Genomic DNA, 26,141 nt, shown 5'->3' on the forward strand with positions numbered 1-26,141 from the left:
TGGATGCTCCCGCCAGCGCGGCGGACCGGCGATTATACGCATGCGACCGGCCGCACAGGACACACCCGGCTCAGGCGGCGAGCGTCTCTTCCATCACTTCGATGACGTGAGCGGCATACATCAGCGACGGGCCGCCCCCCATCATCACGGCCACGGAGAGGATCTCCATGAGTTCGTCACGCGTCGCGCCGTGGCGGATGGCGGCCGGGACGTGAAACGCGATGCAGGGGTCGCAACGGGCGCCCACCGACAGCGCGACGGCCACCAGCTCCTTGGTCTTCGGGTCGAGTGCCCCGGCCTGCATGGCCTGGGCATGGATCATGTTGAAGCCTTTCAAGGTGTCGGGCTGCGCCGTCTTCAACCCGGCATTCGCCTTGGTGATCCGCTTGCGCATGGTGGTGTAATCCTGATCAGTCATAATGGCCTCCATAGGCTGAAAAAAAGCGGGCACGTTTCCGCCCGCGACAGGAGTGATTATAGAGATGGGTCTGCTGGTCAACGGCGCATGGCGCGACAAGTGGTACGACACCGATGCGACGGGCGGCGAGTTCGTCCGGCAGGACTCGGCCTTCCGCAACTGGGTGACGCCCGACGGCTCGCCGGGCCCCAGCGGCAGCGGGGGCTTCGCGGCGGAGCCCGGACGCTACCACCTTTACGTGTCCCTCGCCTGCCCCTGGGCGCATCGCACGCTCATTTTCCGTGCACTCAAGGGCCTGCGCGACCTGGTCAGCGTTTCGGTCGTCCACCCCCACATGATGGAGCACGGCTGGGAGCTGCGCGATTGCGAGGCCGGCGAGTTCACCGCCGGCGACCCGCTGTTCGGCCACGACTATCTTTACCAGCTCTACCTGCGTGCCGCGCCGGACTACAGCGGACGGGTGACCGTGCCCGTGCTCTGGGACAAGGAGCGCAACACCATCGTCAGCAACGAGTCCGCGGACATCATCCGCATGCTCAACAGTGCATTCGATGCCTTCACGACCGAGGATGCCGATTACTACCCGGCCGAGCTGCGTGCCGAGATCGACGCCGTGAACGAACGCGTCTACACGGACGTCAACAACGGCGTCTATCGCTGCGGCTTCGCGACGACGCAGGATGCTTACGAGCGGGCGTTCGCGGCGCTGTTCGCGGCGCTCGACTGGCTCGACGAGCGCCTCTCCACGCGACGCTACCTGCTGGGCGATCGCATCACCGAGGCCGACTGGCGGCTGCTCACCACGCTGCTGCGCTTCGACCCGGTATACGTCGGCCACTTCAAGACCAACCTGCGCCGCATCGCGGACTACGAGCACCTGTCGGGCTACACGCGTGAGCTGTACCAGGTGCCCGGCGTCGCGCCCACGCTGCACCTGGGGCACATCAAGGAGCACTACTATTTCAGCCATCGCACGATCAACCCGACGGGCATCGTGCCTGTCGGGCCGGCGCTCGACCTGGATGCGCCGCATGGTCGCGGCGGTGACTGACCCCGGGCGGCCTGCGGCCCGATCTCAGGCTGTCGTGGGGACCAGCACCTGCACCATCTCGTAGCCGATGACCTCGCGGGTCGCGGGATCGAAGATGGGGTTCGAGCGACGGAAGCGGGCCGGGGCCTGCCGGGGTGGCGCCGAGGCCGGGCCGAGCGCTTCCACGGCCATCCGACCGTCCGCGAACCGCACCAGCGCGGTGGAAGACTGCCAGCCATCGACGTGGTCGTCGGGCGGCAACAATCCGATGATTTCCTTGTCCATCCCCTCACCTGCCGAGTCATCTGCATTGCCCGGAGCCAAGCAGGGATCGTGCCAGCGCCGCTCAAGCCCTAAAAACATGAGAACTCGGGGTACCGGCCGACGACCGCAGGGTGACGCAATGCGTCACTCTCCGACGCGGGCGAGGTAAACTTGCGCCATAGCCAGGGAGACACCCGATGGATTTCAAGCGTTTCGCCGGGGGCGGCCCACGCCCGCCAGGACAGCGTCGTCGCGTACTGACCAGGACGGCCGGGATCGTCGCGGCGGTGCTCGCCGTGTTCGTTCTGCTGCTGGGCTGGTACTGGTCGCGGGAACCGGACACCTTCTGGGTGGACTGGGAGAGAAACGGCGAGCCCGCCGTGACCGGCTATGCCACGACCGACACCCTGTTGCGCGTCGCGCGGACGCTGCTGGACAAGCCCGGCGGTTACCTGACGAACGACGTGATGCCCCCGGGGCTGTACCTGGACAACATGCCCAACTGGGAATTCGGCGTCCTGGTGCAGGTGCGCGATCTCGCGCGCGTAATGCGCAACGACTTCAGTCGCTCGCAGACCCAGTCGGTCGAGGACCCGGACCTCGCCGAGGCCGAGCCGAACTTCAATTTCGACAACAACAGCTGGATCCTGCCCTCCAGCGAGAGCCGTTACAGGCGCGGCATCGATCACCTCGAGAGCTACCGGGCGCGCCTGGTCGGCGAAGCGGAGCCGCCCGCCAATTTCTACGCGCGTGCCGACAACCTGCGGGAGTGGCTGGCCGTGGTCGAGAAACGGCTCGGCAACCTGTCACAACAACTCTCGGCGAGCGTCGGCCAGGCCCGCGTCAACATCGATCTCGCGGGCGACCCCGCGGGGGAGGCCGGCGGGCCGCGCAGGGACGAGGTCGAAGTGCAGACCCCGTGGCTGCAGATCGACGACGTGTTCTACGAGGCGCGCGGCACGGCCTGGGCGCTGCTGCATTTCCTGCGCGCCATCGAGTACGACATGCGTCACGTGCTGGAGGACAAGAACGCCACCGTGAGCCTCCGCCAGGTCATCCGCGAACTGGAAGGCAGCCTCGCGCCCATGCGCAGCCCGATCGTGCTCAACGGGGGGGGTTACGGGCTGTTCGCCAACCATTCCCTGGTCATGGCGTCCTACCTCTCGCGCGCCAACCAGGCCATCACCAACCTGCGGGAACTGCTCGCGGGGGGCTGAAGCCGGGGCGGGGCGGCCGGGCGCTGACGACGCGGCGCGTCTCGAAGCCCTGCGTCCCGCCGTCAGCGGCCGGCCAGGTACTCGCGGATGAACTCGTACTCCGCCTCGAGGGTCGTCTCGGTGTCGCGGGAGACGAACTTCTCGAGCTTGCCGCCGACCAGGGGCACCGAGGCCCGGATCGTGATCTCGACCTCGTTCACCGCGCCCTTGCCCTGCGGCGCGAGCTGCATGGTCCCGGTCATGGCCGCAGGGACCCCGCGCGCCTCGATTTCCAGCTCGTTCGCGTAGGTGTTCTTGCCGGTGCGGCTCCAGCGCTCATGCTGCAGTAGCGTGTTCCAGTCGCCGAGCATGCCGCGCAGGAAGCCCGGGACCTCGAGCGGCACCTCGCGGCTCACCTCCACCATGAAGCCGTCGGCGTCGCCCTCGCTCGAGACGATCTCTACGTTGCGATGCCCGATACCTTCGAACTTCGCCTGGTAGAAAGCCGGATCGCTGAACAGCGCCCAGACGTCCTTGACCGGGTGCGGGTACTCGTGGCGGGCGCGGACGATGACGCTCATGGCGGGCTCCGGGGTGGGCGAACGATCGCGGAAGATTAACGGCTGGCCTGCTCGTCCTCAACCGGCCGCAGCAATTGCCGCGTGTCCTGGACGCGCAGCACGGCCCGGCGCACCTCGGCGGTGTGCTCGATAAAGGCGGCCAGCAGCGCCGGATCCAGCGTGTCGAGAAAATGCAGCGAAACCTGGAACTCCAGGCCCTCGGGCCCGGCGCGAAACAGGCCGACATTCAACGCCGCATTGAGTTCGTGGGCGAACGCGGCGAGCGCCGCTTCGTCCGCCTCCGGTGCGGCCGGCCATTGCCGCCAGCTGACCAGCCGGTCCATGCCGCGCGCATCCAGCAACGGACGCAACCACAGGCGCTCGCCGTCACGTCCCGCGGCGACCACGGCCTCGGGCGAGACCTGCACGGTCCAGCCCATCGCCAGCAGGTAGCCCGCCAGCAGGTGGGCGGCCTGCGCCTCGTCGTTCCCCGGCATCTCGAGCGTGGCCGGGGCGCGCGGTGTCGCGCAGCCCGCGGCGAACAGCAACGCGATCAACGGCAGGACGGCAGATACCCTCATGGCGCTACTTTAGCCCCCCGCCCTCCCGGCTGCCTATACTTGTTGCCTGAGTTGTTTTTCAAGGGAGAGGACACCATGGCCAATTGCCTCGTCACGGGCGGAAACCGGGGGATCGGACTGGCGCTGTGCAAACTGCTGGCGGAGCGCGGGGAGCGCGTCATCGCCACCTGCCGCAACAGCTCGCCGGAACTCGACGCCCTGGACGTCCGGGTGGAACAGGGCATCGACGTGGGCGACCCCGAGGACATCGAGCGACTCGCGCAGAACCTCGCCGGAGAGCGCCTCGACTGGGTGATCAACAACGCCGGCGTCATGCGCCGCGATGCGCTCGGCAAGCTGCATGGCGAAACGCTCGAGGGTGTGTACCTGCAGCTGCGCGTCAACGCCGTGGGTCCGTTGCTCGTCACCCAGGCGCTCCTGGACAAGCTGCAGAAGGGCGCCAAGATCGGCATCGTCAGCAGCCGCATGGGCTCGATCGAGGACAACACCTCCGGCGGCAGCTACGGCTATCGCATGAGCAAGGCCGCCGTGAACGCGGCCGGCAAATCGCTGGCCATGGACCTGAAGGAGCGCGGCATTGCCGTTGCCATCCTGCATCCGGGCTACGTGCGCACGGACATGGTCGGCGGCGGCGGCGACGTCGAGCCGGAGACCGCAGCCGCCGGGCTGATCGCGCGGATGGACGAACTGCGGCTCGAGACCACCGGTCGTTTCTGGCACGCGAAAGGCGAGCCGCTGCCCTGGTAGGGCGGGCGCCGCCGATGCCGGCCGAGGAGACGTCCCGGGCCCCGATCATCGTCGCGCATCGCGGCTATGCGGCCTGTCGTCCGGAGAACACGTTCGCCGCGCTCGACGCCGCCGCGGCGGCGGGCGCCCGATGGGTGGAGATCGACGTCCAGCTGAGCGCGGACGGCATCCCCATGGTGCTGCATGACCCGACGCTCGAACGGGTGTCCGGTGACAGCCGCACGGTCTTCGAGCTGACGGCGGCCGAACTCGCACGACTGTCGGTCGGCGAGCCGGGCCGTTTCGGCACGCGCTACGCGGACGCCCGCATCCCGACCCTGGCGGGCTTCGCCGCCTGGCTGTCCAGGCAGCCGGCGATCAACGCCTTTGTCGAACTCAAGCCGGAGAGCATCGAGCGCTTCGGCGCCGCGACCGTCGTCTCGGCCTGCATGGCCGCACTCGCTCCGGCCACGGGGCGCTGGGCGCCGATCTCCTTCGACATCGACACCTTGCGCCTCGCGCGGGACGCCGGCTGTCCGGCCCTGGGGTGGATCGTGCGGGTTTTCGACCCTGCCATCGCCGCCGCGGCCCGGGCCCTGCCGGCGCGCTGGCTGTTCTGCAATCACGAGCGGCTGCCCGCCGGGCCGCTGCCGCCCGGTCCCTGGGACTGGGTGCTCTACGAGATCGGCGATGTCGCCACCGGGCGCGCGATGCTGGCCCGCGGCGCGCGCTGGCTGGAAACCATGGCGGTGACCGAGCTGCAGAAAGGACTCGAGGGCGCCGCATCGCAACACGGCTCCGCGGAAGAAACAGGATAGGCGGATGCGGCGGCGCCGGAACCCCGTATAATCCGCGCCCCACGACATGGCTACTACACGCAACCCCGATGGTAGCGAGACCGTCACGGACGGCGCAGAGCGCGCCCGCAGCCGCACGCTGCGGCCGCTGCGCGACCTGCTGCCCTTTTTGAAGCCCTATCGCGGCATGTTGGCGGCGGCGCTGGGCGCGCTGCTGCTCGCCGCCGGCGCGACGCTGAGCCTGCCGGTGGCGGTGCGCTTCATGATCGACCAGGGCTTCTCCGCCGAGAACACCGCGCAGGTGGACCGCTATTTCCTCGCGATGTTCGGCATCGCCAGCCTGCTGGCGATCTCCACGTCGCTGCGGTACTACTTCGTCAGCTGGCTCGGCGAACGGGTGGTGGCGGACGTGCGCGAGGCCGTGTTCCGCCACATCCTGCGCCTCAGCCAGTCTTTCTACGAGACCACGCGCACCGGCGAAGTGTTGTCCCGTCTCACCACCGACACCACGATCCTGCAGTCGGTGGTCGGCTCGAGCGCATCCGTCGCCCTGCGCAACGTGCTGCTGCTCGCCGGCGGCCTCGTCATGCTGGCGATCACGAGCCCCAAGCTGACGGGGCTCATCGTCGTGCTCGTCCCGGTGATGCTGTTGCCACTGATCCTGTTCGGCCGCCGCGTACGCATGCTGTCGCGGCGCAACCAGGACCGGGTGGCGGACTCGAGCGCGCTGGCCGAGGAGATCCTGACGGCGATGCGGATCGTCCAGGCCTACGTGCGCGAGACCTGGGAGGCGGCGCGTTTTCGCGACGTCGTCGAGGACTCGTTCATCGCCGCCCTGGCGCGCATCCGCGCACGGGCCCTGCTGACGGCCGTCGTGATCCTGTTCGTCTTCGGCGCCATCGTGCTCGTCCTGTGGTTCGGCGCGAAGGCGGTGCTTGCCGGCACGATGACCGGCGGGCAACTCGGCCAGTTCGTGCTTTACGCGGTCCTGGTGGCCGGTTCGTTCGCCGCGCTCGCCGAGGTCTGGGGCGAGGTGCAGCGCGCGGCCGGCGCGATGGAGCGCATCATGGAACTGCTCACGACCACCCCCGAGATCCGCGATCCGGCCCGTCCCGCCGCGGCCGCCGTGCCCGCCCGCGGGGAAGTGCGCGTCGAGAACCTCGACTTCTGGTACCCGGCGAGGCCGGACCGCAAGGCGCTCGACAATGTCAGCTTCACCGTGCCGGCCGGGAAGACCGTGGCGCTGGTCGGGCCCTCGGGCGCCGGCAAGACCACCGTGTTCCAGCTGCTGCTGCGCTTCTACGACCCGCAGTCGGGCTGCATACGCCTCGACGGCGTGGACATCGGCACGCTCAGCCTCGCCGACCTGCGCGGGGCGATGGCGATGGTGCCGCAGGAAACCGTGATCTTTTCGACCAGCGCCCGCGAGAACATTCGCTACGGGCGACCGGAGGCGGACGATGCGGAAGTCGAGGCGGCGGCACGCGCCGCCCTGGCCCATGAATTCATCTGCGACATGCCCGAGGGATACGACACCTACCTCGGCGAACGCGGCGTGCGCCTCTCCGGCGGCCAGCGCCAGCGCATCGCGATCGCCCGCGCGATCCTGAAGAATCCCCCGCTGTTGCTGCTCGACGAGGCGACCAGCGCCCTGGATGCCGAGAGCGAGCAGCAGGTGCAGCAGGCGCTCGACCGACTGATGACCGACCGCACCACCATCGTCATCGCTCACCGGCTCGCCACCGTGCTCAAGGCCGACCGTATCGTGGTGCTGGAAGGCGGCCGACTCGTGGCCACCGGCAGCCACGATGAGCTGGTCGCACAGGAAGGCCTTTATGCGCGCCTCGCCCGCCTGCAGTTCGCCGAGCCGCCGCTGGCGCAGGTATCGGGAGCCCGCTAGCGACCCCGCGACCCGGCCGGCTGATCCGCCCGCGCCTCCCTACTCGCCGCGCATGCGCCCGCGTCTACCTACCCGCCGTGCGTGCGCCCGCGCCAGCGCAACGCCGCGAGGATGAACAGCGCGATCATGAACCAGGCCATGTCCAGCCCGGCTGCGGGCGCGTCCGCCCGCACGTAAACCGCAACGAATGCGCCGGTCACCCCTGCCAGCACGACGGCTCCGGGGAAGAAGGTCGCGGGCCGGAGCAGCAGCACGGCGCCGCCCAGCTCGGCGAGCGAGATCGCCCATACCGCCCACGGCGGCCAGCCGAGCACGGCGAAATGCAGGACATGGAAATCCGCCTGGAACACCCGCAGCAGCGCGCGGGCGGCAAAAGCGGCGGCGAGCGCCAGCGTCGCCCACTGCACGGCGGGCAGGCGGATCATGCGGCGACCGCCGCGAACCAGCGGGCCATCTGCTCGTCCACCCAGCTGCTGCCGGCGAGTGACGGCAGGAAACCGCAATGCCCGCCGCGGCGCGTGGCCACGACCTGCAGTGTGGCGGGGGCGGCGAGACGCGCCAGGTCTTTCGCGGGAATCACCGGGTCGTCCCTGGCCGCCACCAGCAGCGCGGGGATCTCGAGCCCGGCCAGGGCCTCCCCGACGATCGCGTAACCGGCGAGATAGCTCTGCAGGTCCGGGTATTCACTGAAGTCGCGCACGAAGTAGTCCGTCATGTCGCGCAGGCCGCGGAAGCGACGCAGACGCTCGAAGTCGTACAGCTCGGGAAAAAAGCCCGCCTTGATTTCCAGCGAGCGGCGCCACTTGGCCATGAAATAACGTTCATAAGGCCAGGCCTGCTCCATCGCGTCGAGGGTGCTGGCCGGATCGAGCACGGGGCACACGGCCATGACCCGCGCGAGGGGAATGCCGGCCTCGGGCGCACGCGCCGCCACGCGCAACGCGAAATTGCCGCCCAGCGAAAAGCCCCCGAGACACAACGGCCGGTCGGGAAACAGCGCCGCGATCCGCGCCACGGCGCCGACGACCTCGGGCAGCCGGTTCGAATGGAACAGCTCCCGGTTGAGGTGGTGGCTCGGGCCGTGGTCGCGCAAATGCAGGCGCACCACGTCCCAGCCCTCCTGGCGCAGGCGCACGGCGGCTGAGAGCAGGTAGCTGGAATCCGCCGTGCCTTCCCAGCCATGGATCAGCACGGCGACGCCACGCGACGGTCCGGCCGGCGTCGCGGGCGCCGGCGCATACCAGCTGTGCAGCCGCACCCCGTCGCCGCAGTCGAGCAGCAACGGCTCGCTGGCGGCGATCAGGGACGCAGCGCGACGCAGCAGGAGGCGGCGCCGGAAGACGGAACTGGGCAATATCGACTGCAGATGGCGGTTCGAGATCGGACCCTGCGGCGCGAACTCGAGAGCGGTCTCAGTCGCCACCGGCCGACTCGACCCGGATCGGCTCCGAGCCGGGCAGTTCCTCGACGAAGGCCTCGCCGACCAGGCCGGCCGGCGTGAGATGGCCCGCCACGCCGCTCATGGCGAGCACGCGCTCGACGATGCGCAGCGAGGCATGCACCGTGACGTCGTAACCGTTCGCCACGCGCACGCGCCCCCGGACCGTGCGTCCGGCCGCGTTGCTCGCCTCGCCCCAGACGAAGGTCGGCGTGCGCGCCCGCTGCGCCTCGCCCGGGCCGCGCACCGTCCTGCCGATCCGGCGCTTCAGCCAGCCCTGCACGGGGCCCAGCCCCAGCAGAGGCCGGACCAGGTTCATCCGCTTGAGGCGCGCCACGAGCTTGGGCGACGCGGGGATGTAGACCTCGATATTGGGGATGCCCGTGGCGTGGTACGCGGTGGAGACATCCCCCCAGGGAATCGTCATCGCCAGCTTCTCGCCGTCGCCGAAGTCGATCCGCCGTGTCTTGTAAGCCAGCGGCACGGACACCAGGCGCCCGTCACGGCGTACCTTGCCGCCCTGCGCGAGGCCTTCCACGGAGGTCCGTGCGGTGCCAGGGCTCATGCCGCCGCGGGAATCGAAGCCGAGCGCGAGCCGCGTGGCATCGGGCAAGGCCGCCTTGAGGGCGGCGGCCAGGCAATCGGTCGGCACGACATCGAAGCCCACGCCCGGGCACAGCACGACGCCGGCGGCCCGCGCCTCGTCATCGAGCGTGTGCGCGAGCTCGAAAACGGCGACCTCGCCCGTGATGTCGAGATAATGTGCGCCGCGTGCGATGCACGCCTGCATCATCGGTCGCGCGGTGGCAGAGAAAGGTCCGGCGCAATGCAGCACCAGGGCCATGCCGGAGATGCCTTCCCCTACCTCGTCCTGCGTCTCGAGGCCGAAGCTGCGGTGTTCGAGCCCGAGTTCGCGTGCCAGGGCGCCGACCTTCTCATCGCTGCGCCCGGCCAGCACGGGCGCGAGACCGCGGCGCACGGCCTCGCGCGCGATCAGCTCGCCGGTGTAACCGTTCGCGCCGTAGATCATCCATGCGGAATTCACGCGACTTTGCTCCCGCGCCGGCGTGGCGCCTTGCCCGCATTCCTGCCGTCATCCGTCGCCGGCTGCGCCGCGCCTGCCGGTGCCGCCGAGCCGCCCAGGAAGGCATTGGCCTTCTTCTTCAGGGTCGCGAAGAACATGTCGGGGGCGGCGCGCTTGAGCAACAGTCCGACGCGCGCCTCCGCGTGCGGCAGGATCATGAAGTCCTTCTTGCGGGCGCCGCGGCGGATCAGGCGGGCCACGTCCGCGGCGTCCAGCGACGACTTCTCCATCAGCTTCAGTGCCACGCGCCGGGATTCCTCGCTGCCGCGGAAGTCGTCCAGGAGGTTCGTCTTGAAGAAGGACGGACAGGCCACGCTGACCTCCACGCCGTGCGGCGACAACTCGAGGCGCAGGGTCTCGGAGAGCGAGATCACGCCGGCCTTAGAGACGTTGTAGGCCGCCACGCCCGGCGGCGAGGCGAAGCCGGCGGCCGAAGCGATGTTGATGACATGGCCCGCGCCGGCGCGGATCATGGCGGGGACGAAAGCGCGCGTCACGGCGACCACGCCGAACAGGTTCACCTCGAGAATCCGGCGCCAGTCCGCATCGCTGGTGTCCACTACGGTGCCCGAGCCCGCGATTCCCGCGTTGTTCACCAGGATATCGAGGCCATGCCAGCCGCGACCGATGGCGGTCGCCGCTGCCGTCACAGAGGCGTTGTCCGTGACGTCGCATTCCAGCACCAGCGCCTTGCCGCCGGCCGCCTCGACCTCGACGCCCACCGCCGCCGCGGTCTCCCCGTCGCGATCCAGCACGGCGACCCGCGCGCCGGCGCGGGCGTATTCGAGGGCCAGGGCGCGCCCAAGGCCGCTGCCTGCACCGGTAATGACAACCCGTTCTTTTTTCATGGTGCCTCGTCTGACATGATGTCTGCGGAAAACGTACATGATGCACGACCCAGCGACCTTTGTTGACCTCCGCCCGGCCGCCGCGCCACTCCGGCCCGCCGCGCCGCCCGATTCCCCCCGATGCGAGCCCGGCCCGTCATGGCGGTGATTTACCTGATTCGTCACGGCCAGGCCTCCTTCGGCAGCGAGGATTACGACTGCCTGTCCGAGCTCGGCCGCCGCCAGGCCGGGCTGCTCGGCGCGTACCTGCGAGCGCGCGCGCCGTTCGACACGCTGCTCAGCGGGGCGCTGCTGCGCCAGCAGGACACCGCGACGGAGATCGCAGGAAGCTTCGGCGCCCGCGCCCCGGCGGTGCATGTCGCCGAGGCCTTCAACGAGTACGACCACGAGGGCGTCATCCGCGCCTACCTGCCGCACTTCATGGCCGAAGTCGGCGCGCCCCGACAGCTCGCGGAAGCCGACGTGTTCCGCGACCACAAGCTGTTCGAGTTCGCATTCCGTTTCATGATCAAGGCGTGGATGGACAACACGGCCCACGACCATGCGCCCCTCGAAACCTGGCGGGAGTTCTGCCACCGGGTCAGCACCGGACTCGAGGACGTACTCGCCCTGCACGGCCCCAAGGCCCGGGTGGCGATCGTCACGTCGGGCGGCACGATCGCCGCGGCGTTGCGTGCGGTCCTCGGCCTCTCGAACAAGCGCACCCTGTCGATCAACTGGAGCATCTACAACGCCTCGCTGACGCAGCTGTATTACGGTCGCTCGGCGCGCCACGAAGACGCTCTGCTGCTCGGCTTCAACAGCGTCTCCCACCTCGAATCCGAAGGCGGCCGCGAGCTGATCACGTTCCGCTAGCCTAAGCTTGCAGGAAAGCCGGAAAGTCGCTCCATGCTCGAAGTCAATGTCTGGACCGTCCTGCTGGCCGCGGCCATCACGGCCGTCGCGACCGGCTGCGGCGCGTTACCCTTCTTCTTCGTCCGCCGCATCCCCGAGCGGGCCCTGGGCCTGGCGAACGCCGCTGCGGCCGGCCTGATGCTGGCCGCCAGCCACGGCCTGATCGCCGAAGGCTTTGCCGCCGAACCGGACCGCACCCTCGGCGGCATCCTGCTCGGACTCGTCCTGATCGTGGCCGCGAACCGCCTGTTACGACGACACCAGGACCTGGACGTGGCCGAGCTGAGCGGAGCCGACGCGCGCAAAGCCGTGCTCATCCTCGGCGTCATGACCGCGCACTCTTTCGCGGAGGGCGTCGGCGTCGGCGTGGCGTTCGGCGACAGCGACCGGCTGGGCCTGTTCATCGCCGTGGCCATCGCGATCCACAACATCCCGGAGGGGCTGGCGATCAGCCTCGTCCTCGTGCCCCGCGGCACGCCGCCCTGGAAGGCCGCCGGGTGGAGCATATTCAGCAGCCTGCCGCAGCCGCTGATGGCCATCCCCGCGTTTCTTTTCGTACTCGCCTTCCAGCCGTTCCTGCCCGTCGGGCTCGGCCTGGCCGCGGGCGCCATGCTCTGGATGATCTTCGCCGAGCTGGTGCCGGACGCCCTGAAGCACGCCTCGGGCGCCGCCGTAGGCGCCACCGTGGCGCTGGCATTCACCGCCCTGCTGGCATTCCAGCACTACGTCCTGCACCTCTGAGAACGGCGGGTTCGCTCCCGGTTCACCGGAGCATTTACAATGCGCGGTCAACGCCTTCCCAGCCCGGGTGACCACCATGGATTTCCACGTAGACGCCGACCTCGCCGCGAGACTCGAGCGCATCCGCAGCTTCGTGATCGACGAGGTCCAACCGCTCGAAGCGCATCTCCTCGCCGGCGAATGGACCGAGGTGGAGACCGGCGTCGCGGCCTGCCGGAAGCGGGTCAAGGCGGAAGGCTGGTGGGCGCCGAACCTGTCGCCCGAGGAAGGCGGCAGCGGCCGCGGGCTCGTGGCGCTCGGACTCATCTCCGAAGTGCTGGGCCGCAGCCCCCTGGGGCATGTCGTGTTCGGCTGCCAGGCGCCCGATGCGGGGAACGCCGAGCTGCTCGTCACGCACGGCACCGAAGCGCAGCGCGAGCGCTGGCTCGCGCCGCTGGCCGCGGGCGACATCCGCAGCTGCTTCCTGATGACGGAACCGGAGTTCCCGGGCTCCAACCCGACCCGGATGGGCACGACCGCCGCACGGGACGGCGACGAGTTCGTGCTCAACGGCCACAAGTGGTTCGCCACCGCGGCCGACGGCGCGAGTTTCGGCATCTGCATGGCCGTCACCGATCCCGAGGCCGACAAGTATCGGCGCGCCAGCATGATCCTCGTCGAGACCGACCGGCCGGGTTTCCAGCTGGTGCGCAACATCCAGATCATGGGCCACGCGGGACACGGCTTCTTCAGCCACGGCGAGGTCCGCCTGGAGAACGTGCGCGTGCCGGCGGCCAACCTGCTGGGCCAGGCGGGGGCCGGCTTCGCCATGGCCCAGGAGCGTCTCGGCCCGGGCCGGGTGCACCACTGCATGCGCTGGCTGGGCATCTGCCGGCGCGCCATGGACGAGATGATGTCCCACGTCCTCAGGCGCGAGATCAAGCCGGGCATGCCGCTGGCTGCGATGGGTACGGTGCAGGACTGGATCGCGGAATCCGCGGCGGAGATCGAGGCGGCACGCGCGCTGGTCCTCATGACCGCCTGGACGATCGAGCAGGAAGGCTTCAGCGCCGCACGCGAGCGCGTCTCGATGATCAAGTACTACACCGCCAACGTCATGCAGCGGGTGGTGGATCGCGCCGTGCAGGCCCACGGCGGCCTGGGCGTCACCGACGACCGTATCCTCGCGTTCTTCTTCCGCGAGGAGCGCGCCGCGCGCATCTACGACGGCCCGGACGAGGTACATCGCATGGCGGTCTCGCGCCGGCTGCTGAAATCGGCGGCCGGCCGGTGAGTCATGTGGCGCCGGTCGAGGAGGCGCACGCGCCGCGCAAGGGCGAGGAACTCGACCCGGTCGCCGTGGCGGCTTTCCTCGCGAAAACGCTGCCCGGTGTCGCCGGCCCGGTCGAGATCGGACAGTTCCCCGGCGGCGCTTCCAACCTGACTTATCTCGTGCGCGCAGCGGGGCGCGAATGGGTGTTGCGGCGTCCGCCCTTCGGTACCAAGGCGCGCAGCGCACACGACATGGGCCGCGAATACCGGATCCTGTCGCGCATCCACGAGGCCTTCCCCTATGCGCCCCGCCCCGTGCTGTTCTGCGCTGATCCGGGCGTGCTCGGCGGCGATTTCTACCTCATGGAACGACTGCGCGGCGTCATCCTGCGACGCGACCTGCCGGCCGGTCTCGAGCTCTCACCCGCAGAGGCGGAGGCGTTGTGCCGCAACCTCGTGGACGTGCATGTCGAGTTGCATGCCGTCGAGCCGGCCGCGGCCGGCCTCGAGGAGCTGGGCCGCCCGGAGGGCTACATCGCCCGCCAGGTCAGCGGCTGGTCGGGCCGTTACCGGGCCGCGCGCACCGACGACGTGCCGGATAACGAGGCGCTGATGGCCTGGCTGGAAGCGAACCGCCCTGCGGAAGCGGCGCGCAGCGCGATCATCCATAACGATTACAAGTTCGACAACGTGGTGCTCGAGCGTCGCGACGGGCAGCTGCGCATCAGCGGCGTGCTGGACTGGGAGATGGCCACGCTCGGTGACCCCCTCATGGACCTCGGCGCCTCGCTGGCCTACTGGGTCGAGGCGGGCGATCCCGCGCCGCTGCAGCAGATCCGCATGCTGCCTACCCACCTGCCGGGCATGATGACCCGCCGGGCCCTCGTCGACTACTATTGCGCGCGCAGCGGGCTCGCCCCGGCGCGCTTCGATTTTTACTATGTCTATGGCCTGTTCCGCCTGGCGGTGATCGTGCAGCAGATCTATTACCGCTTCGTGCTCGGCCAGACGCAGAATCCCGCCTTCGCCCCCTTCGGCCGTTTCTGCACCGTGCTGTCCCGCACGGCGGAATCGGTGGCGGGCGGCCGGCACCAGCCCTGAGGAGACCCGCATGAGCGATTCCCTGTTCAATCTCGACGGCCGCGTCGCGCTCGTCACCGGCGCATCGCGCGGCATCGGCGAGGCCACCGCTCACCTGCTCGCCCGGCACGGCGCCCACGTGATCGTGAGCTCCCGCAAACAGGACAGCGTGGATGCCGTCGCGGAGGCCATCCGGGCTGCCGGCGGCCAGGCCTCGGCGCTGGCCTGCCACGTCGGCGAGCCCGAGTCGATCGACGCGGCCTTCAAGCAGATCGCGGCGCAGCACGGACGGCTGGATATCCTGGTCAACAACGCGGCCACCAATCCGCATTTCGGCCATATCACCTCGACGCCCGCATCGATGATCGAGAAGACCGTGGACGTCAACGTGCGCGGCTACTTCCTCATGTCGCAGCAGGCGGCGCTGATGATGAAAAACCAGGGCGGCGGCTCGATCGTCAACACCTCTTCGATCAACGGGGTGCGTCCGGGCCCCGGCCAGGGTATCTATTCCGTGACCAAGGCCGCCGTGATCTCCATGACGCAAGCCTTCGCGAAGGAGTGCGCGCCGTGGAAAGTGCGGGTCAACGCCGTATTGCCGGGACTCACCGAGACGCGCTTCGCCGCGGCCCTGCTGGAGAACGAGCGGATGCTGAACATGATCCTGCCGCTGATCCCGATGGGCCGTGTCGCGCAGCCCGCGGAAATCGCCCCGGCGATCCTGTTCTTCGCCTCCGATGCCGCCTCCTACGTCACCGGCACCTGCCTGCCGGTGGATGGCGGCTTCCTCGCGTGACGACCGACCACGCCCGCAAGGCATCGTGATCCTGGACCTGTTCATCGCGCTCGGCCTGGTGTGTGCCGCCAACCTGCCGTTCGGCTATTGGCGCGCGGGACTCGCCAAGCTGTCGCCGACCTGGTTCGTCGCCGTGCATGCGCCGGTGCCGCTGGTCTTTCTCATCCGGCACTGGCTCGGGCTGGAGTGGCGGCTCGCGTCGCTGCCCCTGTTCCTCGGCGCCTATTTCGCAGGGCAGTTCTTCGGCGGGCGCCTGCGCCAGGCCCGCGCCGCACGGACGGGGGCCGCCGACACGGCCCGCCCGGAGCGCCGCTAGCGGCGCTCGTACTCGACGATCTCCAGGCTGCCCCTGAGCTTGCCTTCCTCGTGCTGCTCGAAGCGGACCAGGGCCGCATCCATCTCCGGCGCGATCCAGAGCGTGAAACGGCGGTCCTTGCGCTCGCTGCGGTACGTCAACCGCACCGTATCGAGTTTACCCAGGGGTGTCGACAGGGTCTCGCGGCAAGCGACGGTGACATCGACGGCCTCGATCCGGCTCCGGTCGTCGATGTAGCGGTAGGTCTCCTGCAGTGCGCCCCGGGCCAGGTCGTTGGCGAGCACCAGGCGCAGGCTCATGAGGTCATAGATGCCCGGTTGCCACTCGCTGACCGATTTTCGGTCGCGATACTCGACATGCACACGGCCCTCGCCCAGGTCGAAGCGCATGTCGGTATCGCGCCCGCCAAACTCGTCGTGCTTGCGATAGGACAGGGGCAGGATGGTCCCGTCTGCGCCGACCATCACCAGGCTCGTCTCCGAGATCCCGCGGTTGATGAAGCCGAGCAGGCCGCGGGGTTCGGCGCGGAAACGATAGATGTAGAGTTCGTCGCCCTGCGCCTCGAGACTCAGCCTGGCCCGGATCGGGATGCCGCGCGCCGTGGCATGGTAGACCGCCTCGTGAGGCGGTACGGCCAGTTCGTCCGTGGCCGGCGGGGTCGTGACCTGTTCCTGCTGCTCCGCTTGATGCGCCTGCTCGGGCTGCTCCGCCGGCGCGGGCTGCTCCGCCGGCGCGGGCGGGCCCGCCAGCACGGGAGCCGCCAGCACCGCCGCCAGGGTGAACCCCGCGAGCCCCGCCACGATCAAGGCGCCGAGCGGCCTGCTGCGGACGCCTTCAGCCACCCGCAGCCTCGTCGCGCAGCGCCCGGCGCAGGATCTTGCCGACGTTGGTCTTCGGCAACTCCGCGCGGAACTCGACATGCTTGGGCACCTTGTAGGCAGTAAGGCTTTCACGGCACCACGCTATCACGCCTGCGGCATCGAGGCTGGAGCCTTCCTGGCGCACGACGAAAATCTTCACCGCCTCGGTGGACTTGGGATCCGCCACGCCGATGCAGGCGGCTTCGATCACCTCCGGATGCAGTGCGACGACATTCTCCACCTCGTTGGGGAACACGTTGAAACCGGATACCAGGATCATGTCCTTCTTCCGGTCCACGATGCGGAAGAAGCCTTGCGCATCCATCGTCGCGATGTCACCCGTTCGCAGGAAGCCGTCGGGATACATGACCTGCTCCGTGGCCTCGGGTCGCTGCCAGTAGCCTTTCATGACCTGGGGGCCGCGCACGCAGAGCTCCCCCGGTTCCCCCGGAGCGACGTCCTGGCCGTCATCGTTGCGAATCGCGACCTCGGTGGACGGCAGCGGCAAGCCGATCGTGCCGCTGAACACCTCGTCGGAAGAAGTGGGCTGCATGGTGACGACCGGCGAAGTCTCGGTGAGGCCATAACCCTCCTGCACGGTCTTGCCCGTGATCTCGTGCCAGCGCTGGGCGGTCGCCGCCTGCAGCGCCATGCCGCCGGCGCCCGCCCACTTGAGGTGGGAGAAATCCAGGCTGCGGAAGCCGGGGTCATGCACCAGGGCGTTGAACAAGGTGTTGACCCCGGTGATGATCGTGAACGGCAGCCGGGAAAGTTCCTTCACGAACGCGGGGATGTCGCGCGGATTGGTGATCAGGACATTCACGCCGCCGACCGACATGAACAGCAGGCAGTTACAGACCAGGCTGAAGACGTGGTACAGCGGCAGCGCCGTGATGACGACTTCCCGGCCCTCGTCGACCAGGCCGCCGATCCAGGCATGCATCTGGCGCAGGTTGGCGACCATGTTCCGGTGCGTCAGCATCGCCCCCTTGGACACGCCGGTGGTGCCGCCGGTGTACTGCAGGAACGCCAGGTCTTCCTGGTTGACGACCACGGGCTCGAAGCCGTGCCTGCGGCCGCGTTCCAGCGCCTCGGACAGGCGCAGGTGGCCCGGGAGCCGGTAGGCCGGGACCATCTTCTTGACCCTGCGGATGACGAAATTGACCACCTGGCGCTTCGGTGCCGGCAACAGGTCGCCGACGGCCGTCACCACCACGTGTTTTACCGGCGTCTCGCCAATGACTTTCTCGAGCGTCGCGGCGAAATTCTCGAGGATCAGGATGGCCTCGGCGCCGGAATCCTCGAGCTGGTGCTTGAGCTCCCGGGCGGTGTAGAGCGGATTGACGTTCACCACCGTCATTCCGGCGCGCAGGATGCCGAACAACGCCACGGGGTACTGCAGCAGGTTGGGCAACATGATCGCGACCCGCGTGCCGCGCGCCAGCCCGAGATCGCTGGTCAGCCAGGCTGCGAACTCGGCCGACATTCGTTCCAGCTCGCCGTAGTTCAGCGTTCGCCCCATGCAGGAAAACGCCGGCCGCGCGGCGAAGCGCGCCGCACTGGCTTCGAAGATACTGACCAGGGTGGCACCGTCGCCGAGGTCGATATCGGCCGGCGTGCCGGCGGGATAACTTGCAATCCATGGCCTTTCCACTTTCGTCATCTCCAGCGAGTCGAGGGAAAAGCATTAAATCAGCAGCGGAGTCCGGCAGCTATATGCGCCGCAACATGACGCGGCGGAAACATCGCATTCCATGACAGATAGGTTACCCTTGGTCCACGGCGCACCTGCGGGTCGCGCTTTTCGCGGAGAGTTGTTGCATGCGCAAGCGAAGAATGCGGGATCGCGTCGGCCCACCCGCGACCATTCTCGGCCCCGGCGCCGAACTGAATGGGTCCTTGCAGGGCGAAGGCCACTTCCTCATCGCCGGACGCGTCATCGGCGATGCGGACATCGAGGGTGCGCTGACGCTGGCGGCGGGCGGGCACTGGCGTGGCGCGATCCGGGCCGACGACGTGATCCTGGCCGGTGAACTGGACGGCGAACTGCTCGCACGGGGCCGGGTCGAGATCACCGCCTCGGCGCATATCCGCGGGCGCGTGGTCGCCGGAGGCATCTCGATTTCCGCCGGGGCCGTGGTCGAAGCGGAACTGCAATCGACCGGCGAGGGCGAGATCGTCAGCTTCGACGAGCGGCGCGGCGACTGATGGAGGGCACGGGCATCGCGCTGGTGATCGCAGGGCTGCTGATGCTGGCGGCAGGCATGGCGCTCGCATGGCTGGGGACGCGGCGCATGCGGCAGGCGCGTCCTGCGCCGCCGCCCCCGGAAAAGGCCGACGCCGAAAAATCGCTCGACGCTGCGCGGTGGACCTACCAGTTCCTCGAGCAGGTGCTCGACCGCGTGCAGGACGGCGTGATCGTCAGCGACGAGCAGGGCCGCATCCTGGAGGCCAACGAGGCCGCTGCGACGATCCTGGGGCGCAAGGCCGAGGAACTGGGCGGCGACGACCTGCACACCCTGGCGTCCCCGAGCGTGTTCGACGACACCGATATCCTGCTGCCCCAGGGCAGCACCCGGCTGAAGACCGCGGCCGACCCCGCACTCGCCGTGTCTTTCACGAGCTGTCCGCTGGTCGAGGCCGACGGCGTGCGTCGCTGGGTGCTGGTGTTCCGCAACCTCAGCGGCGAGCACCGCAGCCAGAAACGCATCCGCTACCTGGCCCGCTACGACGCGCTCACGAGGGTGCCGAACCGCATGGAATTCCAGCATCGCCTGCAGCAGGCGATCGCGCGGGCGAGACGGTCCACGACCCGCGCCGCCCTTCTCTATCTCGACGTCGACGGCTTCAAGGACGTCAACGACCGGCTCGGCCATCCCATCGGCGACCGCGCCCTGGAAATCCTGTCCCGCCGCCTCGTCGAGGCCACCGAGTCCGGCACCCTGATCGGCCGGCTCGGCGGTGACGAGTTCGCCATCGTGATCGAGGGCCTGCGGCCCGACGAGGATCCGCGCGCCACGGTCGCCGCGACCGTCCGGATGCTGCTCGATCGGCTCGGACAAAAATTTCATGTCGAGGGCCACGAGGTCGTGCTCACCGCGAGCATCGGCGTGGCGCTGTTCCCCGACAACGCCGACAACGTCATCGACATGATCCGTAATGCCGACGCCGCGATGTATCACGCCAAGCACAACGGCGGGAATACCTACGGCTTCTATTCGCCGGAGATGAACCGGGATGCCGTCGACCGGCTGCTGCTCAAGAGCGAGCTGCGCAGCGCCATCCGGCGGAACGAGTTCCAGGTGGTCTACCAGCCGAAAGTGGACCTGCGCAACGGCCGGATCGCCGGATGCGAGGCGCTGCTGCGCTGGCGCCATTCCCGGCGCGGCGACGTGCCGCCGGCCATTTTCATCCCGCTTGCGGAAGAAAACACGCTGATTTTCGAGATCGGCGACTGGGTGCTCGACCGGGTCTGCACGGACTTCTCCCTCTGGCAGAAACGGGTCCCATGGCCCGGCCGCGTGGCGGTGAACCTGTCCCTCCGGCAGCTGCGCCAACGCAATTTCGTCGCCGGGGTCGAAGAGATTTTCCGCCGCCACGAACTGGCGCCCTCCTGCGTGGAACTCGAGATCACGGAATCGACCCTGATCGATCACGGCGAGAAGACCCTGCGCATGCTCGATCGCCTTTACCAGCTCGGGCTGCATCTCTCGATCGATGACTTCGGCACCGGCTACTCGTCGCTCTCGAGCCTGCAGCATTTTCCCATCGGCACGCTGAAGATCGACCAGAGCTTCGTCTGCGACGCCGACCAGGAACGCAACAGCGCAGCCATCGTCGGGGCCATCGTCGGCCTCGGACGCAGTCTCGGCATGGACGTCGTCGCGGAAGGCATCGAGACGACGGCCCAGCTGGCGCTGCTGCAGCGCGTGAGCTGCACCTTCGGCCAGGGACACCTGTTCGGCGAGCCGGTCACGGGCGAACGCTACCTCGAGATGCTCGTGGCCCAGCAGGAGGGCCCCCCACCGCATGCCGCGCTGCTGAACCGCGTCGAGGATCACGGCCAGAGCGAGGGATACGGCCGCCGCTGACGGCCCTCACTCCTCCCGCAGATCCTGCGCCACCGGACGGCGGCCGGTGCGCCACGCCGGATAGAGACCGGCGAGCAGGGCGGCCCCCATGGCCAGCAACAGGCCCTGTCCCAGTTCCCCCGCGCTGACCTCGAAACTCATCGTCCAGCCGAAGGCGCGCCGGTTGATGACGAACACCAACAGGCCGGCGAGCGCGATCCCGAGCGGCATCGCGAACAGCCCGGCGGCGAAACCCAGCAGTCCCGTCTGCGCGACGACCAGCGCGCGCAGCTGGCGCGGCAGCCAGCCCACGGCGCGCAGCACCGCGGTCTCTCGCAGGCGCTCGAGCTGCAATGCCTGCAGGGCCGAGAGAATGCCCAGGAAAGCCACCAGCCCGACCAGCACCTGCAAGACACGGGTGATCGTGAAGGTCCGGTCGAAGACCGCCAGCGAAGCGGCGCGCAGCTCGGCGTTGTTCGACAGCCAGATCGAGCTGCCGGACGGCAGGACGCTCTCGATGGCGGCCCGCGCCTCCTCGGGTGGCGTGTCCGCCGTGAAACTTATCCCGATTCCCTCGGCGCACTCGTCCCCCCAGAGCTGCCGATAGCGCTCGCGGTGCAGCGCGATGATGCCGCGGTCCGTCGTGTAGTCGCGGAACACGCCGGCGACCGGGAAGGTTTTTTCCCCGGCGGGCGTCGGCAGGGTGATCTCGTCGCCGACCCGTGTGCCACGGCGCAAGGCCCACGGCTCCGACACGAGCACCGCTTCGCCCGTCCTGAATCTCGCCCGGGCCGTCTCGGGATCCCCTTGCAGGATTTCCGAGCCCAGGCCCACCCTGCCTGCATCCACGGCCCACAGGCGCCACTCCTCGCCCCCGACCTGCAGCCGCCGCCGTTGCGAGAAGCCGACGTCCGTCACCCCGGGCAAGGCGGCCAGGTCGTCCGTGAGCTCCCCGATTCCGCCGGCGCCGCGGCACCAGGCGTCATCGACAGCCAGGTAGAAGTCCGCAATCAGGGTCTGGCGCAACCAGTCGTCCACGCTCAGGCGAAAGCTGCTGACCATCAGGCCCACCCCGATCACCGTGGCCACCGCGACGGTGAGCGCTGCCACGGAGACGCCCGTGCGACTCAACGAGGCGCTCGTGCCGCGGATGGCCATTCTCATCGGTACGGGCGCGCGGCGCGGCAGCAACCGGTCGAAGAGCATCATCAAGCCCGCGGTCGCCGGCGGCGTGGCGAAGGCGAAGGCAAGAAACACGCCGAACAGGCCGGCAAACGATATGAACAGGGAATTCCGGCCCGCGGCCAGCAGCATGACGGCAAGCACCAGGGCCACCCCGCCGGCCGCGAGCAGCCAGGGCAGGCGCCGGCGCGTGCGGCGTTCCATCGACGCGCGGGACAGGACGGCGCGCGGCGGAATGCTGGCCGCTTCCAGTGCGGGGCCGAGTGCAGCGAGCAGCGTCACTCCCAGGCCCAGCGCCGCGGCCTTGACGAAAGGCCAGCCGGCCAGCGCAAGCGCATCGACCCGCAGCCTGAAGTAGAGATCGTCGATGGTGCGCACGACCAGCCCGGTCAGGCCGGAGCCCAGCAATGCCCCGACGATCAGTCCCAGCAATACGCCCGGTACGCCCACCGTCAGGGCCTCGACGAGGATGCTCCGCACGAGGCCGCGCCTGTCCACGCCCACGCTGCGCAGGATGCCGATGGTCCGGGTGCGCCGCACGACCAGGAAATTCATGGTGCTGTAAATGAGGAATGCGCCGACCAGCAAGGCGAGCAGGGACAGCGCCGTGAGGTTGAGCCGGAAGGCCCGTGTCATGCCGAAGGTCGCTTGCGAACGCGCCGCCGAGGCGACCAGCTCGACCTCCGGAGGCAGGCTCCGCGCCAGGGCCGCCGCCGCCTCGTCGGACGCGATCAGGTCGATGCGGCTCAGGGCACCGACCATGCCGAGCAGCTCCTGGGCCGTCGCGATATCGGCGAAGACATAACCTGACGAGGCGGCGGCCCGGTCGGGGTCGGGGACCAGGCGCCCCGCGATGCGCAACGCACGCTCGCCCTCGGCCGTCGTGACCGTCACGGTGTCGCCGCGCGCGAGACCCAGTTCGTCGGCGAGCGGAGCGGGAAGCGCGACGGTTCCGGGCTCCGTGAGCAACGCCAGCAGGTCCACGTCGCCGGTCGCGACATCGAGGTCGTCGCGGAACGGCGCCTCGACGAAGGGATCCAGTCCAAGCAGCACGACACGGCGCCCGCCGGGGAACGTCACTGCGCCCTCCACGCTCGGCGCCGCGGCGACCGGTTCGGGCTGTTCGTGGATCGCCGCGCGCAACTCGGCGTAGAGCATCTCGTCGAGGCGCCCGGAGCGCGGCAGCACCTGGTGCGTGGCGCGGCCCATGACCATGTCCATGCTCGCGTCGAAAGCACGCTTGGCGCTTGCGCCGGCGAGGTCGACGCCCAGCACCACCGCCACGCCCAGTGCGACGCCGGCGACCGCAAGCGCGTACTGCCAGGGATGGCGAGCGAAGAATCGCCTTCCGGAGCGCGACAGCAGCCGGCTCACGGCGTGGAGATCTCGAGCCGGCCCTCGTGGATGGTGAACACGCGATCCGCCACGCCGATCACTTCGGGGCTGTGCGTGGCCATGACCAGCGTGGTCCCCTCGCGGCGGCAAAGATCGTCAAGCAGGCCGAGCACCTGGCGGGCGGTCTCGAGGTCCAGGTTCCCGGTGGGCTCGTCGGCGATCACCAGGCCCGGACGGTGGATCAGGGCTCTCGCCAGGGCGATCCGCTGCTGCTCGCCGCCGGACATCTCCTCCGGGAAGGAATCGCCCCGCCCGGGCAGCCCGACCGTCTCCAGCCACTGCCGCGCGCGCGCGTCGGCTTCATCGCGCGGCACCCCGAGCAGGTCCAGCGGCAACAAGAGGTTCTCGAGCGCAGTGAGGGTGGGCACGAGATTGAAAAACTGGAATACGAAGCCGACCCCCCGGCGCCTGAGCCGCGCGAGACGGTCCTCGGAGAGCGTCGTGAGCGCCTCGCCGCCGATGCGGACTTCGCCGCGGCTGGGGCGATCGAGGCCGCCGATGATGTTCAGCAGGGTGCTTTTGCCCGAGCCGGAACGGCCCACGAGGACGATCAGCTCGCCGCGGGCGATGCGAGCGGTGACGCCGTCGAGCACCTGGTGTGGCTGGCCGTGCTCGTCATAGTCCTTGCAGACGCCGTCGAGCTCGACGTGAATGGCCTGGTCCTGGTGAATTACTGGGTCTTGCGCCGGCATGGCGGGCTTCCTTGCGGGTGTGACCGCGTGTTCGCCCCGAGCCGGAAACTGGTTCCAGTGCGCCTGCGGCGCCGTCAGGCATCCCTTTCGAGGTCACGAAACTGTCGGCGCACATCGTACCCCGAATCCGTGACGATGCGCTCCAGCACGCGGATGCGCTCTTCGAGATCGACGAGGCGCCGATCGTCGGCCGGCGCACTCGTCTTCGCGCGGTGTTTAAGCCAGCTCGAGAACATCGAGCTGGCGATGGCGAGGAACACGATGACGACGACCATTTCGAAAGGATTCACGGCGAACTCTCCTCAATTCCATCCAGCGACACCGCGACACGCGGCGGCGCGTAGCCGGCCCGCGGGACCGGAGTCGATGATTCTAGCGTCCCTCGCTTCGCTCGAGGTCCTTGAACTCCCGGTCCAGGCCGAAGCTGCGCGACGTGACGTAACGCTCCATGCGTTGCAGCTTGGCGTCGGCGGCCCGAAACCGGTGCCGCACCTCGGAGAGGGTTTCCGCCGGGGAAACCCGCAAGCCCCGCCAGAACTCGCGGTCGTCCTCGTCGCGGTAGAGCGTCACCGGCTTGGTCGGCAACACCATCCAGAGCGCCAGGTAGACCAGGAAGATCGCCGGGAAGAAGAACATCGCGACGACCGTCAGGATGCGGGTCAACGCCAGGTCGAAGCCGAAATACTCGGCGAGGCCCGCGCACACTCCGCCGAACTTGCCGTTCACCGGATCGCGATAGAACCTGACCGGATTGGGTTCGCGCTTCATGCCTTCATCTCCCCGCGATCGCCGCGACGCGAACGCCACAGCTCACGTTCGTCCCGTCCACCGTAATAACGCAGGGGCTTGCCGGGCAGCAGCAGGCCGGCCACGACATACACCAGCAGGGTCGGCATGGTGAACAGGAGGAGCGACAGCGCGGCGACGATGCGCAGGGCGCCGAGACGGAAACCGAACTGGTCGGCAAGCCCGGCGCAGACGCCTAGGATCATCCCGTTCGCAGGATCGCGGTAAAACACGGTGCCGGCGGGGGCGTGGCGATGCCGCCTCATGTCCTTCTCCTCCAGTCGGGGACCTGGTCGTCCAGGATCGTTTCCAGCGCGTTGATGCGACTCTCCATCCGCTGCGCGTCCTGCCACAGCTCCTCCAGCATCCTCTGCTCGTCGCCGGACAGCGTGCGCGAGGACTTCCACTTGGTCACGTAGTGAAGAATCAGCATCAGCGGCAGCACGACGGCGGCCAGGATGATCATAAAGACACCGAAGATCTCGCTCATGGCCGTGGCCTCGGGTCGCGTGTTTCATGATCGGTCATGACATTTACCTCAGGCTTCACCGCGCGAATCTTCGCCGACGCGGCGCTTCAGCGCCGCCAGCTCGGCCTCGACCGATTCCGCCGACTCCAGGCTGGCGAACTCGCGGCCGAGATCCTTTCGCTGGCCGAGATCATAGGCCTCCACACGGCCCTCGGCATCCTCGAGCTTGCGCTCGAACTGCTCGAACCTGACCAGCGCGTCGTCGATCTTCGTCTCGTGGATCTGGCGGCGCATCTCGAGGCGGTGGCCGGCGGTGCGATGCCGCAGGATCATGGCCTTCTGCCGGGTCTTGGCGTCCGCCAGTTTCTCCTGCAGGCGCGCCATGTCTTCGTTCAGCTGGGCCAGCACCGTCTCGACCTGCTGTCCTTGCGCCTCGAGGCCGGTGATGCGTTCCTCGGCATGCGCTTTCTCGGCGAGCGCCGCACGCGCGAGATCGTCGCGCCCCTTGCGCACCGCCAGTTCGGCCTTGCGCGCCCAGTCGTCTCCCTCGCGGCGCGCATCGCCCAGGCGGCGATCCAGCTGCTTGCGATCCGCGATGGCCCGCGCAGCCGCAGAGCGGACCTCGACGAGCGTGTCTTCCATCTCCTGGATGATCAGCCGGACCATCTTCTCCGGGTCTTCGGCCTTCTCCAGCAGAGCGTTGATGTTCGAGTTCACGATGTCAGAAAAGCGGGAAAAAATGCCCATAGCGGTTCCTCCGGTGTCTT

30 protein-coding genes are annotated in these 26,141 nt (G+C 68.8%); 13 read left to right on the top strand and 17 right to left on the bottom strand.

What is annotated here, in order from left to right; translation table 11 throughout:
* Positions 1 to 70 precede the first annotated feature (70 nt).
* Complete coding sequence (locus G6032_RS12890) at positions 71 to 418, bottom strand: carboxymuconolactone decarboxylase family protein (RefSeq protein WP_165282562.1); 348 nt, start codon at positions 416 to 418, stop codon at positions 71 to 73.
* 64 nt (positions 419 to 482) lie between these two features.
* On the opposite strand from G6032_RS12890, the gene G6032_RS12895 reads away from it, so the two are divergent.
* On the top strand, positions 483 to 1,469 hold the full coding sequence (locus G6032_RS12895) for a glutathione S-transferase family protein (RefSeq protein WP_165282563.1): 987 nt from the start codon (positions 483 to 485) through the stop codon (positions 1,467 to 1,469).
* Between the two features lie 24 nt (positions 1,470 to 1,493).
* Here G6032_RS12895 and G6032_RS12900 read toward each other — a convergent pair whose 3' ends face one another.
* The gene (locus tag G6032_RS12900; RefSeq protein ID WP_165282564.1) at positions 1,494 to 1,733 is read right to left on the bottom strand and encodes a hypothetical protein; all 240 of its coding nucleotides are present in this window, start codon (positions 1,731 to 1,733) and stop codon (positions 1,494 to 1,496) included.
* Positions 1,734 to 1,909: 176 nt separating this feature from the next.
* Here G6032_RS12900 and G6032_RS12905 point away from each other — a divergent pair, with 176 nt between their 5' ends.
* Positions 1,910 to 2,929, top strand: a complete 1,020-nt coding sequence (locus tag G6032_RS12905; protein WP_165282565.1) for a DUF2333 family protein — start codon at positions 1,910 to 1,912, stop codon at positions 2,927 to 2,929.
* A 62-nt stretch (positions 2,930 to 2,991) separates the two neighbouring features.
* Here the strand turns inward: G6032_RS12905 and G6032_RS12910 are convergent, their stop codons facing one another.
* Entirely contained in the window at positions 2,992 to 3,489 is a 498-nt protein-coding gene (locus tag G6032_RS12910) for a DUF2505 domain-containing protein (RefSeq protein WP_165282566.1), read from the bottom strand.
* 35 nt (positions 3,490 to 3,524) lie between these two features.
* A complete protein-coding gene (locus tag G6032_RS12915; protein WP_165282567.1) occupies positions 3,525 to 4,049 on the bottom strand; it encodes a hypothetical protein in 525 nt (174 codons plus the stop codon).
* A gap of 75 nt (positions 4,050 to 4,124) precedes the next feature.
* Here G6032_RS12915 and G6032_RS12920 point away from each other — a divergent pair, with 75 nt between their 5' ends.
* The 3 genes from G6032_RS12920 to G6032_RS12930 are packed head-to-tail and all read left to right on the top strand — an operon-like array spanning position 4,125 to position 7,472.
* Positions 4,125 to 4,796, top strand: a complete 672-nt coding sequence (locus G6032_RS12920) for an SDR family oxidoreductase (RefSeq protein ID WP_165282568.1) — start codon at positions 4,125 to 4,127, stop codon at positions 4,794 to 4,796.
* Positions 4,797 to 4,810: 14 nt separating this feature from the next.
* Positions 4,811 to 5,593, top strand: a complete 783-nt coding sequence (locus tag G6032_RS12925; RefSeq protein ID WP_165282569.1) for a glycerophosphodiester phosphodiesterase family protein — start codon at positions 4,811 to 4,813, stop codon at positions 5,591 to 5,593.
* 46 nt (positions 5,594 to 5,639) lie between these two features.
* Positions 5,640 to 7,472 (top strand): ABC transporter transmembrane domain-containing protein, encoded by a 1,833-nt coding sequence (locus G6032_RS12930; RefSeq protein ID WP_165282570.1) that lies wholly within the window; start codon positions 5,640 to 5,642, stop codon positions 7,470 to 7,472.
* Positions 7,473 to 7,540: 68 nt separating this feature from the next.
* Here G6032_RS12930 and G6032_RS12935 read toward each other — a convergent pair whose 3' ends face one another.
* The 4 genes from G6032_RS12935 to G6032_RS12950 are packed head-to-tail and all read right to left on the bottom strand — an operon-like array spanning position 7,541 to position 10,842.
* Positions 7,541 to 7,897 carry a hypothetical protein gene (locus G6032_RS12935; protein ID WP_165282571.1) on the bottom strand — a complete coding sequence of 119 codons (357 nt, stop codon included), beginning with the start codon at positions 7,895 to 7,897 and terminating at the stop codon, positions 7,541 to 7,543.
* Positions 7,894 to 8,895: an alpha/beta fold hydrolase gene (locus G6032_RS12940; RefSeq protein WP_165282572.1), complete on the bottom strand. Its 1,002-nt coding sequence runs from the start codon at positions 8,893 to 8,895 to the stop codon at positions 7,894 to 7,896. The genes G6032_RS12935 and G6032_RS12940 overlap by 4 nt, the downstream gene beginning before the upstream one ends.
* Positions 8,885 to 9,955 (bottom strand): saccharopine dehydrogenase NADP-binding domain-containing protein, encoded by a 1,071-nt coding sequence (locus tag G6032_RS12945; protein ID WP_206211980.1) that lies wholly within the window; start codon positions 9,953 to 9,955, stop codon positions 8,885 to 8,887. Before G6032_RS12945 ends, G6032_RS12940 begins: the two co-directional genes overlap by 11 nt.
* Positions 9,952 to 10,842, bottom strand: a complete 891-nt coding sequence (locus G6032_RS12950) for an SDR family NAD(P)-dependent oxidoreductase (protein ID WP_165282573.1) — start codon at positions 10,840 to 10,842, stop codon at positions 9,952 to 9,954. Before G6032_RS12950 ends, G6032_RS12945 begins: the two co-directional genes overlap by 4 nt.
* 120 nt (positions 10,843 to 10,962) lie before the next feature.
* On the opposite strand from G6032_RS12950, the gene G6032_RS12955 reads away from it, so the two are divergent.
* From G6032_RS12955 to G6032_RS12980, 6 genes are all read left to right on the top strand, one after another.
* Positions 10,963 to 11,697 (top strand): histidine phosphatase family protein, encoded by a 735-nt coding sequence (locus G6032_RS12955; protein WP_165282574.1) that lies wholly within the window; start codon positions 10,963 to 10,965, stop codon positions 11,695 to 11,697.
* A gap of 33 nt (positions 11,698 to 11,730) precedes the next feature.
* Positions 11,731 to 12,477, top strand: coding sequence for a ZIP family metal transporter (locus G6032_RS12960; RefSeq protein WP_165282575.1), 747 nt, complete (start codon positions 11,731 to 11,733; stop codon positions 12,475 to 12,477).
* Between the two features lie 76 nt (positions 12,478 to 12,553).
* Positions 12,554 to 13,750, top strand: a complete 1,197-nt coding sequence (locus G6032_RS12965) for an acyl-CoA dehydrogenase family protein (RefSeq protein WP_165282576.1) — start codon at positions 12,554 to 12,556, stop codon at positions 13,748 to 13,750.
* A complete protein-coding gene (locus G6032_RS12970) occupies positions 13,747 to 14,829 on the top strand; it encodes a phosphotransferase family protein (RefSeq protein ID WP_346763819.1) in 1,083 nt (360 codons plus the stop codon). Before G6032_RS12965 ends, G6032_RS12970 begins: the two co-directional genes overlap by 4 nt.
* Before the next feature lie 10 nt (positions 14,830 to 14,839).
* Positions 14,840 to 15,604, top strand: coding sequence for an SDR family oxidoreductase (locus G6032_RS12975; RefSeq protein WP_165282577.1), 765 nt, complete (start codon positions 14,840 to 14,842; stop codon positions 15,602 to 15,604).
* A 25-nt stretch (positions 15,605 to 15,629) separates the two neighbouring features.
* Entirely contained in the window at positions 15,630 to 15,920 is a 291-nt protein-coding gene (locus G6032_RS12980) for a hypothetical protein (RefSeq protein ID WP_165282578.1), read from the top strand.
* Here the strand turns inward: G6032_RS12980 and G6032_RS12985 are convergent.
* Together G6032_RS12985 and G6032_RS12990 are read right to left on the bottom strand one after the other, a co-directional pair.
* On the bottom strand, positions 15,917 to 16,762 hold the full coding sequence (locus tag G6032_RS12985) for a DUF3108 domain-containing protein (RefSeq protein WP_165282579.1): 846 nt from the start codon (positions 16,760 to 16,762) through the stop codon (positions 15,917 to 15,919). The two genes, G6032_RS12980 and G6032_RS12985, sit on opposite strands and share 4 nt — an antisense overlap.
* Positions 16,755 to 18,443 carry an AMP-binding protein gene (locus G6032_RS12990; protein ID WP_206211981.1) on the bottom strand — a complete coding sequence of 563 codons (1,689 nt, stop codon included), beginning with the start codon at positions 18,441 to 18,443 and terminating at the stop codon, positions 16,755 to 16,757. The genes G6032_RS12985 and G6032_RS12990 overlap by 8 nt, the downstream gene beginning before the upstream one ends.
* A 158-nt stretch (positions 18,444 to 18,601) precedes the next feature.
* Between G6032_RS12990 and G6032_RS12995 the strand changes: the two genes are divergently transcribed.
* Entirely contained in the window at positions 18,602 to 18,988 is a 387-nt protein-coding gene (locus G6032_RS12995) for a polymer-forming cytoskeletal protein (protein ID WP_165282581.1), read from the top strand.
* A complete protein-coding gene (locus G6032_RS13000) occupies positions 18,988 to 20,871 on the top strand; it encodes an EAL domain-containing protein (protein ID WP_165282582.1) in 1,884 nt (627 codons plus the stop codon). Before G6032_RS12995 ends, G6032_RS13000 begins: the two co-directional genes overlap by 1 nt.
* 6 nt (positions 20,872 to 20,877) lie before the next feature.
* On the opposite strand, the gene G6032_RS13005 is transcribed toward G6032_RS13000, so the two are convergent.
* The 7 genes from G6032_RS13005 to pspA form a co-directional block, all read right to left on the bottom strand.
* Positions 20,878 to 23,406: an FtsX-like permease family protein gene (locus G6032_RS13005; RefSeq protein WP_165282583.1), complete on the bottom strand. Its 2,529-nt coding sequence runs from the start codon at positions 23,404 to 23,406 to the stop codon at positions 20,878 to 20,880.
* Positions 23,403 to 24,119, bottom strand: a complete 717-nt coding sequence (locus G6032_RS13010) for an ABC transporter ATP-binding protein (RefSeq protein ID WP_165282584.1) — start codon at positions 24,117 to 24,119, stop codon at positions 23,403 to 23,405. The genes G6032_RS13005 and G6032_RS13010 overlap by 4 nt, the downstream gene beginning before the upstream one ends.
* A gap of 74 nt (positions 24,120 to 24,193) precedes the next feature.
* Positions 24,194 to 24,409, bottom strand: a complete 216-nt coding sequence (locus G6032_RS13015; protein ID WP_165282585.1) for a hypothetical protein — start codon at positions 24,407 to 24,409, stop codon at positions 24,194 to 24,196.
* 82 nt (positions 24,410 to 24,491) lie between these two features.
* A complete protein-coding gene (gene pspC / locus G6032_RS13020) occupies positions 24,492 to 24,887 on the bottom strand; it encodes an envelope stress response membrane protein PspC (RefSeq protein ID WP_165282586.1) in 396 nt (131 codons plus the stop codon).
* On the bottom strand, positions 24,884 to 25,171 hold the full coding sequence (locus G6032_RS13025) for a PspC domain-containing protein (RefSeq protein WP_165282587.1): 288 nt from the start codon (positions 25,169 to 25,171) through the stop codon (positions 24,884 to 24,886). Before G6032_RS13025 ends, pspC begins: the two co-directional genes overlap by 4 nt.
* A complete protein-coding gene (gene pspB, locus G6032_RS13030; RefSeq protein ID WP_165282588.1) occupies positions 25,168 to 25,395 on the bottom strand; it encodes an envelope stress response membrane protein PspB in 228 nt (75 codons plus the stop codon). The genes G6032_RS13025 and pspB overlap by 4 nt, the downstream gene beginning before the upstream one ends.
* A gap of 48 nt (positions 25,396 to 25,443) precedes the next feature.
* Complete coding sequence (gene pspA / locus G6032_RS13035) at positions 25,444 to 26,121, bottom strand: phage shock protein PspA (RefSeq protein WP_165282589.1); 678 nt, start codon at positions 26,119 to 26,121, stop codon at positions 25,444 to 25,446.
* Positions 26,122 to 26,141: the final 20 nt, after the last annotated feature.

This window comes from Wenzhouxiangella sp. XN24 (assembly GCF_011064545.1).
Lineage (GTDB): Bacteria > Pseudomonadota > Gammaproteobacteria > Steroidobacterales > XN24 > XN24.